The organism is Rhodoferax koreense, assembly GCF_001955695.1.
GTDB classification, from domain to species: domain Bacteria; phylum Pseudomonadota; class Gammaproteobacteria; order Burkholderiales; family Burkholderiaceae_C; genus Rhodoferax_B; species Rhodoferax_B koreensis.
Genome location: NZ_CP019236.1, coordinates 2,892,014 through 2,906,334 on the forward strand (window position 1 = coordinate 2,892,014; position 14,321 = coordinate 2,906,334).

The window sequence follows — 14,321 nt, forward strand, 5'->3', positions numbered from 1 at the left end:
CCGGCCGCAGTGCCATCGTCAGTGCGTCATGACGCGGATTCGAAGTCGATGTGGCTCTTGTCGGCGTCCACCGCCACCAGACGTACCTGCAGCTTGTCGCCCACGTCCAGGCCTTCAAAGCCGCGCACCACGCGGCCTTCGAGCAATGGGCGGGCGATGCGCACATAGGTGCCTTTCGGCGCAGCACCGGTGACGATGGCGTCGAACAGCTCGCCGATGCGGCCCTGCAGCAGCCAAGCGCCTGCCGCCTTCAGGACCTCGCGTTCGACCTTGCTGGCGTTGTCTTCCTGCAGCGTGCAGTGGCGCGCGATGACGGTCAACTCGTCGAGGGAATAGGGCGGCGGCGCGCCGGCGATGGCGGCTTTCAGCAGCCGTTGCGTCACCAGGTCGGGGTAACGGCGATTCGGTGCTGTGGAGTGTGCGTAGTCGTTCACCGCCAGGCCGAAGTGGCCTTGACCATCCGTGCCTGCCGGTGCCGCCAGGTACTCGCCCGAGCCGAGCATCTTCACCACCGCCAGCGACAGGTCGGCGAAGCCGGCCGGATTGTCCGCGCGTTGCGCCATCAGGAAATGCTCGAGCGCAAGGGCGTCTGGCTCGGCGGGCAGCGTGACGCCGTGCCCCGCGGCGAGCGCTTCGATACGGTCCCAGCGGCGTGGCGCCTGCAGGAAGCGGCGCAGCGATGGAAAGTTCTTCTCCGCCAGGAATCTTGCCGTGGCCGCGTTCGCGGCGATCATCAGGTCGGCAATCAGGTCCTTCGCGCGGTTCTTGGTGTCGGGCTGCAGGTCCGTCAATTGACCGTCGACGAACACCGGGCGCGCGGACACCGTGTTCATGTTGAGCGCCCCGCGTTGCTGACGCCATTGCCGCAACTGCCCGGCGAGCGTGTCGTGCAGTCGAAGCTGCGCCTCGAGGCCGGGCACGCGTTCGAACTGTGGCAGCGCTGGCGCATCGCCGTTCAGCCAGGCCGAAACGCCGTCGTAGGTGAGTTTGGCGTGGTTCAGCACCAGGGCGCGATAGACGTCCGCACTCGCCACCGTGCCGCTCGCATCCACCTGCATGTCGACCACCAGCGTCAGCCGTTCCTGTCCCTGGTGCAGCGATGTGGCGTCGGTGGACAGGCATTCGGCCAACATCGCGAACACGCCGGCTGCGGTATAGACCGAAGTGGTGTTGACGGCGGCATGCGCATCGACCGCGCCGCCTTGCCGGACCAGCGCATCGACATCGGCCACCGCCACCATCAGTCGCGTGTTGCCGCTGGGCAGCGCCTCGGCCACGCTGAGTTGATCGAGGTCCAGCGTGTCGTCGTTGTCGATGGAAAACCAGGTCAGGCTGCGCAGGTCGCGGAGATCGCCGCTGCGCTCTGGCCCGATCCGGCGCGCCGCTTCTGCCTCCTGCAAAGCCTCGGGAGAAAACGCGGGCAGCAGGCCGCGTGAAAGCATGGCCTGCACGGCAAATCGCTGCAAGTTGATGGGTTCCATGGCGCGCACTTTAACGTCGCGGCGCTAAATCCACTAAATCGGCGTGTTCACACCCAGCTTTTTCAGGATCAGTTGCCAGTGCTCGGGTTCGACCGGCGTGATCGACAGCCGGCTGCCTCTGCGCAGCACGATCAGCTCCCGCAGTTCATCGCTCGCGCGCAGTTCGGCCAGCGTGAGGTTGCGCGTCTTCTGCAACATCTGCACGTCCACCAGCAGCCAGCGCGGCGCCTCGGGTTGCGACTTCGGATCGAAGTAGGGCGATTGCGGGTCGAACTGCGTCGGGTCCGGATAGGCCGCGGACGCCACGCGCGCAATGCCGACGATGCCGGGCTCGGCGCAACTCGAGTGGTAGAACAGCACGCCATCACCGATGCGCATGCCGTCACGCATGAAGTTGCGCGCCTGGTAGTTGCGCACGCCGGTCCAGGCCACGGTGGCGCCGGGCGCGGCCAGAGCGTCGTCGACCGAGACTTCGGACGGTTCGGACTTCATGAGCCAGTAGTTCGTCATGCCGTTCCCCTGGCGTGCGGCGGCGCGTCGTTCGAGAAGAAGCGCGTGGCCTCCGGCCGGCCTTCGAGGTGCAGCCGGGGCGCCACCGGCGCGGTCTCGGCCAGCAGCCGGCCCTTCTTCCAGACCTTGAGCCGGTTCGCGCGCAGCCGGATGGCCTCCACCGTGTCGCGCGCCTGCAGCAGCACGAAGCTGGCGTCGCAGCCGGGCGTGAGGCCATAGCCTTCGAGGTGCATGACCTGGGCCGCATTCACCGTCACCGCGTCGAAACACTGGCGGATGCCGGCCTGGCTCGTCATCTGCGCCACGTGCAGGCCCATGTGGGCCACTTCGAGCATGTCGCCCGAGCCCATGCCGTACCACGGGTCCATCACGCAGTCGTGGCCGAAGGCCACATTCACGCCGGCGGCCATGAGCTCGGGCACACGTGTCATGCCGCGGCGCTTGGGATAGGTATCGTGCCGGCCCTGCAGCGTGATGTTGATCAGCGGATTGGCGATCACGCTCACGCCGCTCTCCGCGATCAGCGGCAGCAGCTTGCTCACGTAGTAGTTGTCCATGCTGTGCATCGAGGTGCAGTGCGAGCCGTTGACCCGGCCCTGCAGGCCGAGCCGCTGCGCCTCGAAGGTCAGGGTTTCGATGTGGCGCGACAGCGGGTCGTCCGATTCGTCGCAGTGCATGTCGGTGAGCAGGCCGCGCTCGGCCGCGATCTCGCACAGCAGCCTGACGCTGGCGGCGCCATCGGCCATCGTGCGCTCGAAATGCGGAATGCCGCCGACCACGTCCACGCCACGGTCGAGCGCACGCTTGAGGTTTTCCACGCCGCCGGCCGAGCGCAGCACGCCATCCTGCGGAAAGGCCACGAGCTGCAGGTCGATGTAGGGCGCGACCAGGCGCTTGACCTCGAGCAGGGCGTCCACGGCCAGCAGGCTCGCATCGCTGGTGTCGACATGGGTGCGGATCGCCAGCAAGCCCTTGGCCACGGCCCAGTCGCAGTAGGCGAGCGCGCGTTCGATCAGGGCTTCGGCCTTCAGCAGCGGCTTGAGTTCGCCCCACAGCGCAATGCCTTCGAGCAGCGTGCCGCTCTGGTTTACACGCGGCAGCCCGTAGCTCAGCGTGGCGTCCATGTGGAAATGCGGATCGACGAAAGGCGGGCTCAGCAATTGGCCGCCGGCATCGACCACGTCGCGCGCCGGCGCCTGCCAGCCTTCTTTCAACTCGGCAATGCGGCCGTCCTGTACCGCGACGGACATGTTCTGGCGCCCATCGGGCAGGGTGGCGTTGTGGATCAGCAGGTCGAGCATGGTCGTGGGTCAAAGGTGGCGTTGGGCAAGTGTAGGGCGATGCAAGAATCCCACCAGCGGCCGCATCACTACACTGCCACGATGCATCTGGTTTCCTACTTTCGCAGCGGAGACGCCATGCGCAGCAGAAGCGTCAGCCCGCTGGTGCTGGCGGCGCGGCTCGAGGTGCCGCGGCCGCCCGCGAGTGTGGTGGCCGATTGGGAGCGCGACATCCACGGGCAGTTGGGTCTGGAGCCCGGCGACGTGGCGCCGCTGCCGCTCGCGCGCACACGGCGGCGATGGCCCGACCTCCGGCCATGCGTGTCGGCGGCGGCGGACTGGATGCAGCAGTTCGGCCTGCGCGACCTGCTCACCGACAGCGACATCGCGCTCATGGCCTGCCGCGGTGCGCGCTTTCACCATGATGGCGCGCAATATGGCGGCGCGGCGTTCTGCAATCTTTTCCTCAGCGAGGACAAGGGCCTGGACGTGTGGTTTCCGTTCGCTGGCCAGCGCATCCCGCTGGCGCAGGGCACGGTGTTGGTCTTCGATACCTGCCAGCCGCACGCGGTCGTCGAGCGCGGCAGCGACCGTTTCGATGCGGCTGCCTTCGGGCCCGGGCGCGACTGCAGCCAGGTCTTCCTGACCTGGGAGTTGCCGGTCCAGGACGCCGCTCTGGCGCGCTTGCTCGGGATCGAATTCGATGTCGAAGCCGTCCAGCTCGATGACGAGCAGGTTCGGCGCGACGGCCAAGCTCTCGAAGTCTGTGCGCAGACGGGCCGTCCGCTCTAACGCTCGCCCTTGCGATAAGGCTTCATCAAGGCTTGCGGATACGCCGCGCGCCGCGCCACCAGCACCAGTGCCAGGATCGACAGCGCATACGGCAGCATCAGGTAGAGCTGGTACGGCACGATGGCCTCGCCCGTCGCCTGCTGCAGCCGCAGCTGCAGCGCGTCGAAGAACGCGAACAGCAGCGCGCCCAGCAGCGCCTTGCCCGGCCGCCAGGAAGCGAACACCACCAGCGCCACGCAGATCCAGCCGCGGCCGTTGACCATGTTGAAGAAGAACGCGTTGAAGGCCGACAGCGTGAGGAACGCGCCGGCCACTCCCATGAGCGCCGAGCCGGCGACGATGGCTGCGGTGCGCGTAGCCGCCACCGACACGCCCTGGCCCTCGGCCGCGCGCGGGTTCTCGCCGACCATGCGCAGCGACAAGCCGGCCGGCGTGCGGTTCAGCAGGTAGGCGATCGCGGGCACCAGCAGCAGGGCCAGCAGCGTCAGCGGCGTCTGGTTCTGCAGGATCGGCACCGGCAGCCAGGCCATCTCCGCGAAAGGGGTGATGGTCGGCGGCGTGTTCACCTTGGGAAAGCTCACGCGGTAGCCGAAGTAGCTCAGTGCCGTCGCCAGCATGGTGATGCCCAGGCCCGACACGTGTTGCGACAGCGCCAGCCCGACCGTCAGCAAGGCATGCAGCAGGCCGAACGCCGCGCCGGTGAGCGCGGCCACGCCCACGCCGGCCCACAGCGGCAGGCCGAGGTAGACCGCGAGCCAGCCGGTGAACGCGCCCGCGACCATGATGCCTTCGATACCGAGGTTCAGCACACCCGCGCGTTCGCACATCAGCACGCCGAGGGTGCCGAGGATCAGCGGCGTGCCCGTGCGCAGGGTGGCGATCCAGAAGGCCGGGTTGGCCAGGATGTCGAGGAGCTCGGTCATGGGCCAGCCATCTTCAGATGGTGCGCTATTGAAATAATAGCTGGCAGCGCAGGTGATAACTGCGCCAGAGGCCGATTTGGCTTGATATCTTGCCTCATTTCCAGCGCAGCCGGTATTGCGTGAGCATGGTGGCCACGAGCACGGACAGCAGCGATGCGGCCACGATCACGTCGGCGATGTAGGTCGGCACGTTGATCGCGCGGCTCATGCTGTCGGCGCCGACCAGCACGCCGGCGACGAACACGCTGGCGGCCAGCACGCCGATCGGGTGCAGGCCGGCGAGCATGGCGATGACGATGCCGGTGTAGCCGTAGCCCGGCGACATGTCGAGCGTGACATAACTCGTGCGGCCGGCCACCTCGATGGCGCCGGCCAGGCCGGCAAGTGCACCCGAGATCAACGCCACCAGCACCACGGTGCGGGTGACGGGCACGCCGGCGAACGCCGCGGCACGCGCATTGGCGCCGACGGCGCGGATGTCGAAGCCGAGCACGGTGAACTTCAGCAGCGCCCACACCAGCACGGCCAGCGCCGAGGCGATGAGCAGGCCGGTGTGCACACGCGTCTGTTCGACGAGCTTGGTGAGTTCCAGCTCGCCCTGCAGCGCCACGCTCTGCGGCCAGCCCATCGCGGTCGGGTCCTTCATCGGGCCGTCGAGCATCATCGACACGAACAGCAGCATGATGAAGTTCAAGAGCAGCGTGGTCACCACCTCGTCCACGCCGAGCCGCGCCTTCATCAGCGCCGGGCCGAGCAGCAGCGCCGCACCGGCCAGCGCTGCGGCCGCCAGCATCAGCGGAAACAGCAGCCAGGGCGACCAGGCCAGTCCGCTACCCGAGGCCGCGCCATGCATGCCGCCCACGGCCACGGCGGCCAGCGCGCCGGCGTAGAGTTGCCCCTCCGCACCGATGTTGAACAGCCGCGCCTTGAAGGCCACCGTCGCGGCCAGGCCGGTGAGGATCAGCGGAATGGCGCGCGTCAGTGTTTCGCTCAGCGCGAACACCGAGCCGAAGCCGCCCTTGAACAGCAGGCCATAGGTCTGCGCCACCGGCGCGCCGGCCCACAGCACCAGCAGGCCGCTGACCAGCAGCGTGAAGACCGCGGCGCCGACCGGCGCCAGCAGCAGCGCCAGGGCCGAGGATCGGTTGCGTTTTTCCAGCCTCATGCGTGGGCCTCCATGGCTGCCGAGCCGGCCATGGCCAGCCCGATGGCCTCACGCGTCCAGTCCAGCGCCGGCCTGGGCGCGCCGAGATGGCCGCCGTGCATCACCGCCACGCGGTCGCCGAGCGCCAGCACTTCGTCGAGGTCGTCCGAGATCAGCAGCACGGCCGCACCCGCGTCGCGTGCGGCGATGAGTTGCTGCTGCACATAGGCCACGGCGCCGATGTCCAGGCCCCAGGTGGGCTGGTGCGCCACGATCAGCCGGGGCGTGGTGCCGTCGGGCGCGAGCAGGGCGCGGCCGAGGATGAGTTTCTGCATGTTGCCGCCCGAGAGTTCGCGCGCCGCAGAGGCCAGGCCGCCGCCGCGCACGTCGAATGCCTTTTCGATGCGTGCCGCGTGGGCGCGCGCCGCACGACGTCGGATGAAGCCCGCGCGCGAGAAATCGGCCCCGCGCAGGCGTTCGGCCACGGCGTTCTCCCACACCGGCAGATCGCCCACCACGCCCACGCCGTGCCGGTCTTCCGGGATGCGGGCCAGGCCCTGGCGCACGAGCAGGGCGGGCCGCTGCCGCAGCGGCGCGTCGAGGAAACTTACGCTGCCCTGGCTGAGCCCGCGGGTGCCGCACAGCACTTCGGCCAGGGCCAACTGGCCATTGCCCGAAACGCCGGCGATGGCGACGATTTCACCCGCATGCAGGCTCAGCGACACGCCATCGAGGCGGTCCTGGTGGCTGGCCGCGGTGCTGGCCCGCTCGATCACGCACACCGGTGCGCCCACGGAGTGCGCGGGGCGGCGCTGCGCCGGCTCGATCGCATGGCCGACCATCCATTGGGCCAGTTGCGGCGGGCTCAAAGCGCCCGCGGCGTCGTTTGCGGCTTCGGCCACCAGCCGGCCATGGCGCAGCACCGCCACGCGGTGCGCCACCCGCAGCACCTCGCCGAGCTTGTGGCTGATGAAGATGATGGACAGTCCCTGGGCCACCATCTGTGCCAGCGTATCGAACAGCGCCTCGCTTTCCTGCGGTGTGAGCACGGCCGTGGGTTCGTCCAGGATCAGGATGCGCGCGCCGCGGTACAGCGCCTTCAAAATTTCGACACGCTGGCGTTCGCCGACGGACAGGCTTGCGACCAATGCCTCGGGCGCCACCGGCAGGCCGAAACGCTGTGCGACTTCGAGCAACTTGCGGCGCGCGGCGGCGCGGCGCGACACAGGCTGCCACCAGGGCTCGGTGCCGAGCATCACGTTGTCGAGCACGCTGAGGTTGTCGGCCAGCGCGAAGTGCTGGTGCACCATGCCGATGCCCGCGGCCAGCGCCGCGGCGGGCTGCCCCGGGGGCAGTGGCCGGCCGAACACCTCGATGCTGCCCGCATCGGCGACATAGTGACCGAACAGGATGGCCATCAGGGTGGATTTGCCCGCGCCGTTTTCACCGAGCAGTGCCAGCACCTCGCCGGCGCGCAGTTGCAGCGAAACGGCGTCGTTGGCAACGAGAGGACCGAATCGCTTGGAGATGCCGTTCAGGCGCAGGACGACCTCGGCGTTGGTCAGCGCATCCGTGGACTGTGTGGTTTGCACGGATATGCGCCTAATTTGGACTAATGGTTGATCTGATTTGCATTGAAGTTGAGCATATTTCAAACACCGGTACGCCCATTGCAACTTTCGGCGAAGTTTGCACCGCGCTTTGCATCTTACGGCGCGCAATTTGGGTCTCAGGCACCCACAATCTTTTAAAATCCGATGCTCGTGACACCCCTACTTACAAGTCAAGACGGCCGGTGCGGCGCTGATTTCCAACTACCATGACGGACCCCAAAACTCTCCTGATTGTCGACGACAGCCGTGTCTCCCGCATGATGATCCGCAGCCTGGTGATGGCCAAGCGGCCTCATTGGACGGTCATCGAGGCTTCCAACGGCGCGGAGGCCTTGCAAGTCGTGGGCCAGCAGCAACCCGACTTCTGCACCATGGACATCAACATGCCCGGGCTGCTCGGCACCGATGCGGCCGAGCAGATCGCGCGCGAGCATCCGTCGGTGCGCCTGGCGCTGTTCTCGGCCAACATCCAGGAAAGCCAGAAGGCCCGCGCGAGCCAGATCGGCGTGAAATTCGTCGCCAAGCCGGTCAGCGAAAAGAGCGTGCTCGAGGCCGTGCACTTCTTCGAAGGTGCGGCGTCATGAACCTGAGCGAGCTGCAGCTCGACGCGTTGACCGAGGTCTTCAACGTCGGCGCGGGCCAGGCTGCAGCCAACCTGAGCGAAATCGTGGGCGACGAGGTACGGCTGTCGGTGCCGCGCATCCAGTTCTACGACCGCACGGAAATCAACCCCGGTACGCTGGCACTGGCCGACCAGCGGGTCGGCTCGGTGCGCCAGCTCTTCAGCGGACCTTTCAACCTCGATGCCTCGCTGCTGTTCAAGGAAGAACGTGCGCTGGAGATCGTGCAGGAGATGATCGGCTCGCAGGTGCGTGTGGAAGACCTGGTCGACTTCGAGCAGGAGGCCATGTGCGAACTTGGCAACATCATCCTCAACGGCTGCATGTCGACCATCGCCGATGTGCTGCAGATCGAACTCACCAGCACGCTGCCGGAATACACGGTGGCCGCCTCCGACGTCGTGGTGGGCGGGCTCGTGTCCGACATGACGCAGCCGGTGATCATGGTGCTGCACATCGACCTCACGATCGAAAAACGGCAGACGCACGGCTACCTGGTGTTCCTGCTGAGTTCCGGCTCGCTGGCCGAACTGGTCGTGGCGCTCGACCGTTTCCTGGGCCGCATCTGACGATTCGCGCCACCTTCTTGCGACCACGGCCATGACCGTCAGTTCCGAAGTCGCTTCTTCGTTGCCCTGGCGTCGCATCACCGACGCGCTCGGCTGCGGCCTGCTGCTGGTCGACCAGGCCGGCCTGGTGGTGCATTGGAACGCGTGGATGGCGAAACACAGCGGCATCGCTTCCGAGGCCGCGCTCGGCCTGACACTGGAAGCCGCATTCGGCGAGCCACTGACCAATCCGTTCAAACGCGCGCTGGCCAATGTGCTCCGGCACAAGCTGCCGGCGGTGTTGTCCAACGTGCTGCACCGCGACCCTTTGCCGCTGTATCGCAACCCGGGCGTGGACACGCTGCGCATGCCGCAGTCGGTCATGCTGATGCCGATCCAGGCCGAAGATGGGGGCCCTTTGTGCCTGATCCAGATCACCGATACCAGCATGTTCGTGAAGCGCGAGCGGGTGCTGCAGTCGAATTCCGACCGGCTGTCCAAGGAAGCGGTCATCGATGGCCTGACCGGCGTCTACAACCGCAAGTATTTCAACGAGAAACTGCCAGCCGAACTCGCGCGCTGCGCCCGGCAGCAGCAGTCCATGTCGCTGTTGATGCTCGACGTGGACGACTTCAAGAAATACAACGACAACCACGGCCACCCGGCCGGCGACCGCGTGCTGGTGGCCATCATCACCGCGGCGCATTCGCAGCTGAACCGCGCCTCCGACATCCTGGCGCGCTACGGCGGCGAGGAGTTCGCCATGATCCTCACGGCCTGCGACAAGGCCGGCGCGCTGCTGGTGGCGGAGCGGATTCGCCATGCGATCTCGGAGCTGCGCATCCCGCACCTGCACGCCGGGGCGTCCGAGCACGTCACCGTGAGCCTGGGCGCGGCCACCAGCGGGCCCGGCGCCCATTGCAGCCCCGGTGAGCTGCTGGACGCCGCCGATCGCGCGCTCTACCAGTCCAAGCGGGGCGGGCGCAACACCGTGCACTGGCTGCCCGGTGGCGCCATCAGCCAGGCGCTGCCGCCACCGGCGGCCTGAGTCACTTGGCCGTGGACTTCGGCTGGCTGTCGTCGACCTTCACGGTGAAGCTGCCCGCGACGATGGCCTTCTCCTTGGCCTGCACCTTGGCGATCAGGTCGGCCGGCACCTTCTTCTCGAACGTGCCCAGCGGCGCGAGCTCCGAGCCCTTGTACTTCATCATCGAGTAGATGCCGTAGTCCTCGCCCTTGAACGCGCCTTCCTTGACCAGCTTGATGGCGCGGTCGATGCTCGGCTCCATGTTCCACAGCGCGGAGGCGACCACGGTGTCGGGGTACTGGGCCTGCGTGTTGGCCACGTTGCCGATCGACAGCTTGCCTTTTTCCTTGGCCGCGTCGCTGACGCCGAAACGCTCGGCGTACAGCACGTCGGCCCCCTTGTCGATCATCGCGAAAGCGGCTTCCTTGGCCTTGGGCGGGTCGAACCAGCTGTTGATGAAGGTCACGCTGAACTCGACCTTGGGGTTGATTTCTTTGGCGCCGGCCATGAAGGCGTTCATCAACCGGTTGACTTCGGGAATCGGATTGCCGCCGACCATGCCGATCTTGTTGGTCTTGGTCAGGCCGCCGGCGATCATGCCGGTGAGGTAGGCCGGCTCCTGGATGAAGTTGTCGAAAGTGGAAAAGTTCGGCGCCACGGGTTTCAGCGACGAGCCCATCAGGAAGCCGACCTTGGGGAAGTCCTTGGCCACCTTGCGCGCCGCCGTCTCCACGCCGAAGGCTTCGCCGACGATGAGCTGGTTGCCCGCCGTGGCGTATTCGCGCATCACGCGCTCGTAGTCGGCGTTGGACACGTTCTCGCTGGCCTTGTATTCGATCTCGCCGCGCGCCTCGGCGGCCTTGAGCGCCTTGTGGATGCGCCCGGCCCATTGCTGCTCGAACGGCACGGTGTAGATCGCCGCGACCTTGGTCTTGGCCTGGGCGTGTGCCTGCATCGGCAGGGACAGCGTGATGGCCAGGCTGGTCAGGCTCAGCGCGCCGAGCAGCAGGCGGCGAGAGGGATCGGAGGAAATAGGGGGCATGAAAACTCCAGTGATGAATGGCTTATTGCGTACCGAAGATGCGGTCGCCGGCGTCTCCCAAACCTGGCAGGATGTAGCCGTGGTCGTTGAGCTGCCGGTCGATGGCCGCGGTGTAGATCGGCACGTCCGGATGGGCCTTGTGCAGCGCGGCGATGCCTTCGGGGCAGGTCAGCAGGCAGACAAACTTGATCGATTTCGGGTTCAGCTCCTTGAGACGCTCCACGGCGGCAATCGCCGAGTTGCCGGTGGCCAGCATCGGGTCGACAATGACCACGTCGCGTTCATGCATGTCCTTGGGCATCTTGAAGTAGTACTCCACCGCGACCAGCGTCTTCGGGTCGCGGTACAGGCCGACATGGCCCACGCGTGCGCCGGGCACCACGCTGAGCATGCCTTCGAGGATGCCGTTGCCGGCGCGCAGGATCGACACGAACACCAGCTTCTTGCCGTCGATGATCTTGGCCTTCATGGTCTCCAGCGGGGTCTCGACTTCGACCTCCTGCATCGCCATGTCACGCGTGACTTCATAGGCCATCAGCGAGCTCAGTTCGTTGAGCAGTCGGCGGAAGGTGTTGGTGCTCGCGTCCTTGCGGCGCATCAGCGTGAGCTTGTGCTGGACCAGCGGGTGGTCGATCAGGTGTACGTTGCTGTTCGTCATTTGTTGTTCTATCTCGGTTGGATTTTTCAGAATACGGTGCCGTCACTGACGATGTTCAAAGGCGGTGTGCCGCCACGCAAGCGCTGTGCCAGCACCCGGCCCGTGGCCCAGGTGCCGCCTTCGAGCACACAGGCCAGCGGCATGCGGTCCGCGTCGAGGCCGAGCTCGGCGCGGACCAGCGGGGCGAGCTCGTCGAGCAGGGCCACCGTCAGCGCGCGCCATTCGACGATGAGCTCGTCACCGGCCGTCCACCGGGCCTTGGCCACGGCCGGGTCCTTGAATTGCAGCACATCGGCATCGATGAACAGCCCGCCGTTGCGGTATTCGGGCAGGCCGGTCAACGCATCGAGGCCGCGCACTTTCACGCCGGCCCATTCGAACGGTTCGAGCAGCGAATAGGTGAGCCATTGCGACAGTTTGTGGAACGGCATCCAGCGGTTCGTCAGACCCGGGCCGCGGACCTCGGGATGGCGCCAGCAGTCGCCCAGCGGCACCGTGTCCAGTGTGTTGGCCGCGGGCCAGATGCCGGACAGCGAATCCAGCAGTTGCGTGAGGATTTCGTGCGCCTGGATCTCGGCGGTGGGCGCGACGGCCGGGCCTTGCGGGCTGATCAGTGCATCGAACAGGCCACCGGGCCGGCCTTCCGGGCCGAATACTTCGGGCTGCGCCGCCATGGTTTCGCCGAGCCGGCGCAACAGCACTACGCGGCCTTCGAGGCCGACCAGCGGATTGCCCGGCCCGGCCTGGAACGCCGCGGCCAGTTGATCGAGTGCCAGGCCGCGCAGGCCCTTGGCGTCGACACGCAGCGGCTGGCGCTTGTCGCTGGAGAACAGGCCGGCCATGAAGGCGTGGAAACTCGCCACGCCCAGGCCTTCGGAGCGGCCGAAGCTTTGGCCGCTGCACGACTCTGCATATTTCCAGTCGGCGCCGGCACCGGCGTCGAGCAACACGCTGACCACGGCCAGGTCGATCCAGGTGCGGGCGCGTTCACGGGCCGCCGTGTCCTTCAAAAACGCGTCGAGCTGCGCCTTGCGGTCCACGCCGCCGGCCTCGAAATGGCGCCAGCGGCTGTGGTACGGGATCTCGAGTTTCGGATAGTTGCTGCGTGTGACCTGGGCCACCTCGACGGCAGCCTTGGCGAGTGCCGCGTCGTTCACGCTGAACCAGCTGGATTGGCCGGCACGCGCGCGGGCGAGCAGGGCGGCGGCGCGCTCCCGCACGGCCTGGGTGGTGCGCAGCACGGCGGCAGCGCCTTCGGGATGCAGGGTTTCGTTGTCGGTGTCGATCATGTTCTTGAAGGTTTCGATTCGAACTTCAATTTACAGGTCCAGGCCGCGGCCCTTGGCCTTTTTGAGTTCCTCGGCGTCGGGCACCACGCCCGGTGTGAAGTAGCCGGCGGCCATCTTCGCGTCCATCTCGACGCGTGCGTCGGCGGGGATCAGGTCGTCGGGGATGTTCACCCGCACGCCAACCTCGATGCCGGAGTTGGTGATGGCGTCGTATTTCATGTTGCTCATCGACACCAGGCGGTGGATCTTCTTGATGCCGAGCCAGTGGAACACGTCGGGCATGAGTTCCTGGAAGCGCATGTCCTGCACGCCGGCCACACATTCGGTGCGGGCGAAGTACTGGTCGGCCGTGTCGCCGCCCACCTGGCGCTTGCGTGCGTTGTAGACCAGGAACTTCGTCACCTCGCCCAGCGCCCGGCCTTCCTTGCGCGAATAGGCCACCAGGCCCACGCCGCCGCGCTGGGCGCCCATGATGCATTCCTCGATGGCGTGGGTGAGGTAGGGGCGGCAGGTGCAGATGTCGGAGCCGAACACGTCGGAGCCATTGCATTCGTCGTGGATGCGCGCAGTCAGTTCCACGTCGGTGTTGGCCAGGTCGCGCGGGTTGCCGAAGATGTAGATGGTCTGCCCGCCGATGGGCGGCAGGAACACCTCGAGGTCGGAACGTGTCACGAGCTCGGGGTACATGCCGCCGGTCTCCTCGAACAACACGCGGCGCAGGTCGGTTTCCGAGCAGTTGAAGCGTCGCGCCACCTCGGGCAGGTACCACACCGGCTCGATGGCCGCCTTGGTCACGAGCGCCGCACCGTTGGCGGTGAGGAACTTGCCGTCGGCCTTGAGGCGGCCGGTCTGCAGCGCCTCGATCACCTCGGGCAGGATCACGTGGGCCTTGGTGACGGCAATGGTCGGGCGGATGTCGTAGCCGGCCGCGAGTTCGGTGGCGAACACGTCGGCCACCAGGCCGCCCCAGGGATCGAGCGAGACGATCTTGCCCGGCTCGCTCCACTGCGGATAGGGGCCGATCACATCGGTCGGCGCGGTGTTGGTCAGGTCGGCCTTGTGTTGCGGCGACAGCGCGCCCGCCGCCACGGCAAGTGCGCGGTAGATGCTGTAGGAGCCGCTGTGCGTACCGATGACGTTGCGGTGCGCGCGCTTGGTGGTGGTGCCGACGATGGGGCCACGCTCGCTGGCCGTGGCCGCGCCCCATTTGATCGGCAGCGCGCCGAAGCCGCCCGCGTGCGACGTCAGCCGGATGTGACTGGGGTTGGCCTTGCCGGTGGGAATGGTCGCCGTGACGGTCGGTGCGGTATCGGTCGGCTGAGCGGATGAAGGGACGGGAGAGACCGGGGAAGCGTTGGCGACTGAATCGAGAGACATGGATGATCCTCAAAAAA

The 14,321-nt window shown here is 66.9% G+C and carries 14 protein-coding genes; 4 read left to right on the forward strand and 10 right to left on the reverse strand.

Annotated features, from left to right (window positions below; translation table 11 throughout):
• Nucleotides 1-26: 26 nt before the first annotated feature.
• The 3 genes from RD110_RS13465 to RD110_RS13475 are packed head-to-tail and all read right to left on the reverse strand — an operon-like array spanning nt 27 to nt 3,292.
• Nucleotides 27-1,481 carry an RNB domain-containing ribonuclease gene (locus tag RD110_RS13465; RefSeq protein WP_076199957.1) on the reverse strand — a complete coding sequence of 485 codons (1,455 nt, stop codon included), beginning with the start codon at nt 1,479-1,481 and terminating at the stop codon, nt 27-29.
• 33 nt (nt 1,482-1,514) lie between these two features.
• Nucleotides 1,515-1,991, reverse strand: a complete 477-nt coding sequence (locus tag RD110_RS13470; protein WP_076199958.1) for an EVE domain-containing protein — start codon at nt 1,989-1,991, stop codon at nt 1,515-1,517.
• Nucleotides 1,988-3,292, reverse strand: a complete 1,305-nt coding sequence (locus RD110_RS13475; RefSeq protein ID WP_076199959.1) for an amidohydrolase family protein — start codon at nt 3,290-3,292, stop codon at nt 1,988-1,990. Before RD110_RS13475 ends, RD110_RS13470 begins: the two co-directional genes overlap by 4 nt.
• Before the next feature lie 117 nt (nt 3,293-3,409).
• Here RD110_RS13475 and RD110_RS13480 point away from each other — a divergent pair, with 117 nt between their 5' ends.
• A complete protein-coding gene (locus RD110_RS13480; protein ID WP_239467235.1) occupies nt 3,410-4,063 on the forward strand; it encodes a hypothetical protein in 654 nt (217 codons plus the stop codon).
• On the opposite strand, the gene RD110_RS13485 is transcribed toward RD110_RS13480, so the two are convergent.
• The 3 genes from RD110_RS13485 to RD110_RS13495 form a co-directional block, all read right to left on the reverse strand.
• Entirely contained in the window at nt 4,060-4,986 is a 927-nt protein-coding gene (locus RD110_RS13485) for an ABC transporter permease (protein ID WP_076199961.1), read from the reverse strand. The two genes, RD110_RS13480 and RD110_RS13485, sit on opposite strands and share 4 nt — an antisense overlap.
• A gap of 94 nt (nt 4,987-5,080) precedes the next feature.
• The gene (locus tag RD110_RS13490; RefSeq protein ID WP_076199962.1) at nt 5,081-6,151 is read right to left on the reverse strand and encodes an ABC transporter permease; all 1,071 of its coding nucleotides are present in this window, start codon (nt 6,149-6,151) and stop codon (nt 5,081-5,083) included.
• Entirely contained in the window at nt 6,148-7,722 is a 1,575-nt protein-coding gene (locus RD110_RS13495; protein ID WP_239467236.1) for an ABC transporter ATP-binding protein, read from the reverse strand. The genes RD110_RS13490 and RD110_RS13495 overlap by 4 nt, the downstream gene beginning before the upstream one ends.
• Before the next feature lie 227 nt (nt 7,723-7,949).
• Between RD110_RS13495 and RD110_RS13500 the strand changes: the two genes are divergently transcribed.
• Genes RD110_RS13500 through RD110_RS13510 form a run of 3 tightly spaced genes read left to right on the forward strand, consistent with a single transcriptional unit; the run spans nt 7,950 to nt 9,959 of the window.
• Nucleotides 7,950-8,327 carry a response regulator transcription factor gene (locus RD110_RS13500; protein ID WP_076199963.1) on the forward strand — a complete coding sequence of 126 codons (378 nt, stop codon included), beginning with the start codon at nt 7,950-7,952 and terminating at the stop codon, nt 8,325-8,327.
• Nucleotides 8,324-8,932 (forward strand): chemotaxis protein CheC, encoded by a 609-nt coding sequence (locus RD110_RS13505; RefSeq protein WP_076199964.1) that lies wholly within the window; start codon nt 8,324-8,326, stop codon nt 8,930-8,932. The genes RD110_RS13500 and RD110_RS13505 overlap by 4 nt, the downstream gene beginning before the upstream one ends.
• A gap of 31 nt (nt 8,933-8,963) precedes the next feature.
• Nucleotides 8,964-9,959, forward strand: a complete 996-nt coding sequence (locus RD110_RS13510) for a sensor domain-containing diguanylate cyclase (RefSeq protein WP_076199965.1) — start codon at nt 8,964-8,966, stop codon at nt 9,957-9,959.
• A 1-nt stretch (nt 9,960) separates the two neighbouring features.
• On the opposite strand, the gene RD110_RS13515 is transcribed toward RD110_RS13510, so the two are convergent.
• The 4 genes from RD110_RS13515 to RD110_RS13530 form a co-directional block, all read right to left on the reverse strand.
• Entirely contained in the window at nt 9,961-10,893 is a 933-nt protein-coding gene (locus RD110_RS13515; protein WP_394329456.1) for a BMP family protein, read from the reverse strand.
• 109 nt (nt 10,894-11,002) lie between these two features.
• Nucleotides 11,003-11,638: a uracil phosphoribosyltransferase gene (gene upp / locus RD110_RS13520; protein WP_076199967.1), complete on the reverse strand. Its 636-nt coding sequence runs from the start codon at nt 11,636-11,638 to the stop codon at nt 11,003-11,005.
• 26 nt (nt 11,639-11,664) lie between these two features.
• Nucleotides 11,665-12,927 (reverse strand): URC4/urg3 family protein, encoded by a 1,263-nt coding sequence (locus RD110_RS13525; protein ID WP_076199968.1) that lies wholly within the window; start codon nt 12,925-12,927, stop codon nt 11,665-11,667.
• Between the two features lie 30 nt (nt 12,928-12,957).
• Nucleotides 12,958-14,304 carry a GTP cyclohydrolase II gene (locus RD110_RS13530; protein ID WP_076199969.1) on the reverse strand — a complete coding sequence of 449 codons (1,347 nt, stop codon included), beginning with the start codon at nt 14,302-14,304 and terminating at the stop codon, nt 12,958-12,960.
• Nucleotides 14,305-14,321: the final 17 nt, after the last annotated feature.

What these genes read in the sequence shown, in the direction of transcription:
- RD110_RS13485 (WP_076199961.1), bottom strand. Translation starts at nt 4,986, where the DNA reads ATGACCGAGCTCCTCGACATCCTGGCCAACCCGGCCTTCTGGATCGCC.
- RD110_RS13505 (WP_076199964.1), top strand. Translation starts at nt 8,324, where the DNA reads ATGAACCTGAGCGAGCTGCAGCTCGACGCGTTGACCGAGGTCTTCAAC.
- RD110_RS13500 (WP_076199963.1), top strand. Translation starts at nt 7,950, where the DNA reads ATGACGGACCCCAAAACTCTCCTGATTGTCGACGACAGCCGTGTCTCC.
- RD110_RS13525 (WP_076199968.1), bottom strand. Translation starts at nt 12,927, where the DNA reads ATGATCGACACCGACAACGAAACCCTGCATCCCGAAGGCGCTGCCGCC.
- RD110_RS13470 (WP_076199958.1), bottom strand. Translation starts at nt 1,991, where the DNA reads ATGACGAACTACTGGCTCATGAAGTCCGAACCGTCCGAAGTCTCGGTC.
- RD110_RS13515 (WP_394329456.1), bottom strand. Translation starts at nt 10,893, where the DNA reads ATGCAGGCACACGCCCAGGCCAAGACCAAGGTCGCGGCGATCTACACC.
- RD110_RS13475 (WP_076199959.1), bottom strand. Translation starts at nt 3,292, where the DNA reads ATGCTCGACCTGCTGATCCACAACGCCACCCTGCCCGATGGGCGCCAG.
- RD110_RS13490 (WP_076199962.1), bottom strand. Translation starts at nt 6,151, where the DNA reads ATGAGGCTGGAAAAACGCAACCGATCCTCGGCCCTGGCGCTGCTGCTG.
- upp (WP_076199967.1), bottom strand. Translation starts at nt 11,638, where the DNA reads ATGACGAACAGCAACGTACACCTGATCGACCACCCGCTGGTCCAGCAC.
- RD110_RS13530 (WP_076199969.1), bottom strand. Translation starts at nt 14,304, where the DNA reads ATGTCTCTCGATTCAGTCGCCAACGCTTCCCCGGTCTCTCCCGTCCCT.
- RD110_RS13465 (WP_076199957.1), bottom strand. Translation starts at nt 1,481, where the DNA reads ATGGAACCCATCAACTTGCAGCGATTTGCCGTGCAGGCCATGCTTTCA.
- RD110_RS13510 (WP_076199965.1), top strand. Translation starts at nt 8,964, where the DNA reads ATGACCGTCAGTTCCGAAGTCGCTTCTTCGTTGCCCTGGCGTCGCATC.
- RD110_RS13480 (WP_239467235.1), top strand. Translation starts at nt 3,410, where the DNA reads ATGCGCAGCAGAAGCGTCAGCCCGCTGGTGCTGGCGGCGCGGCTCGAG.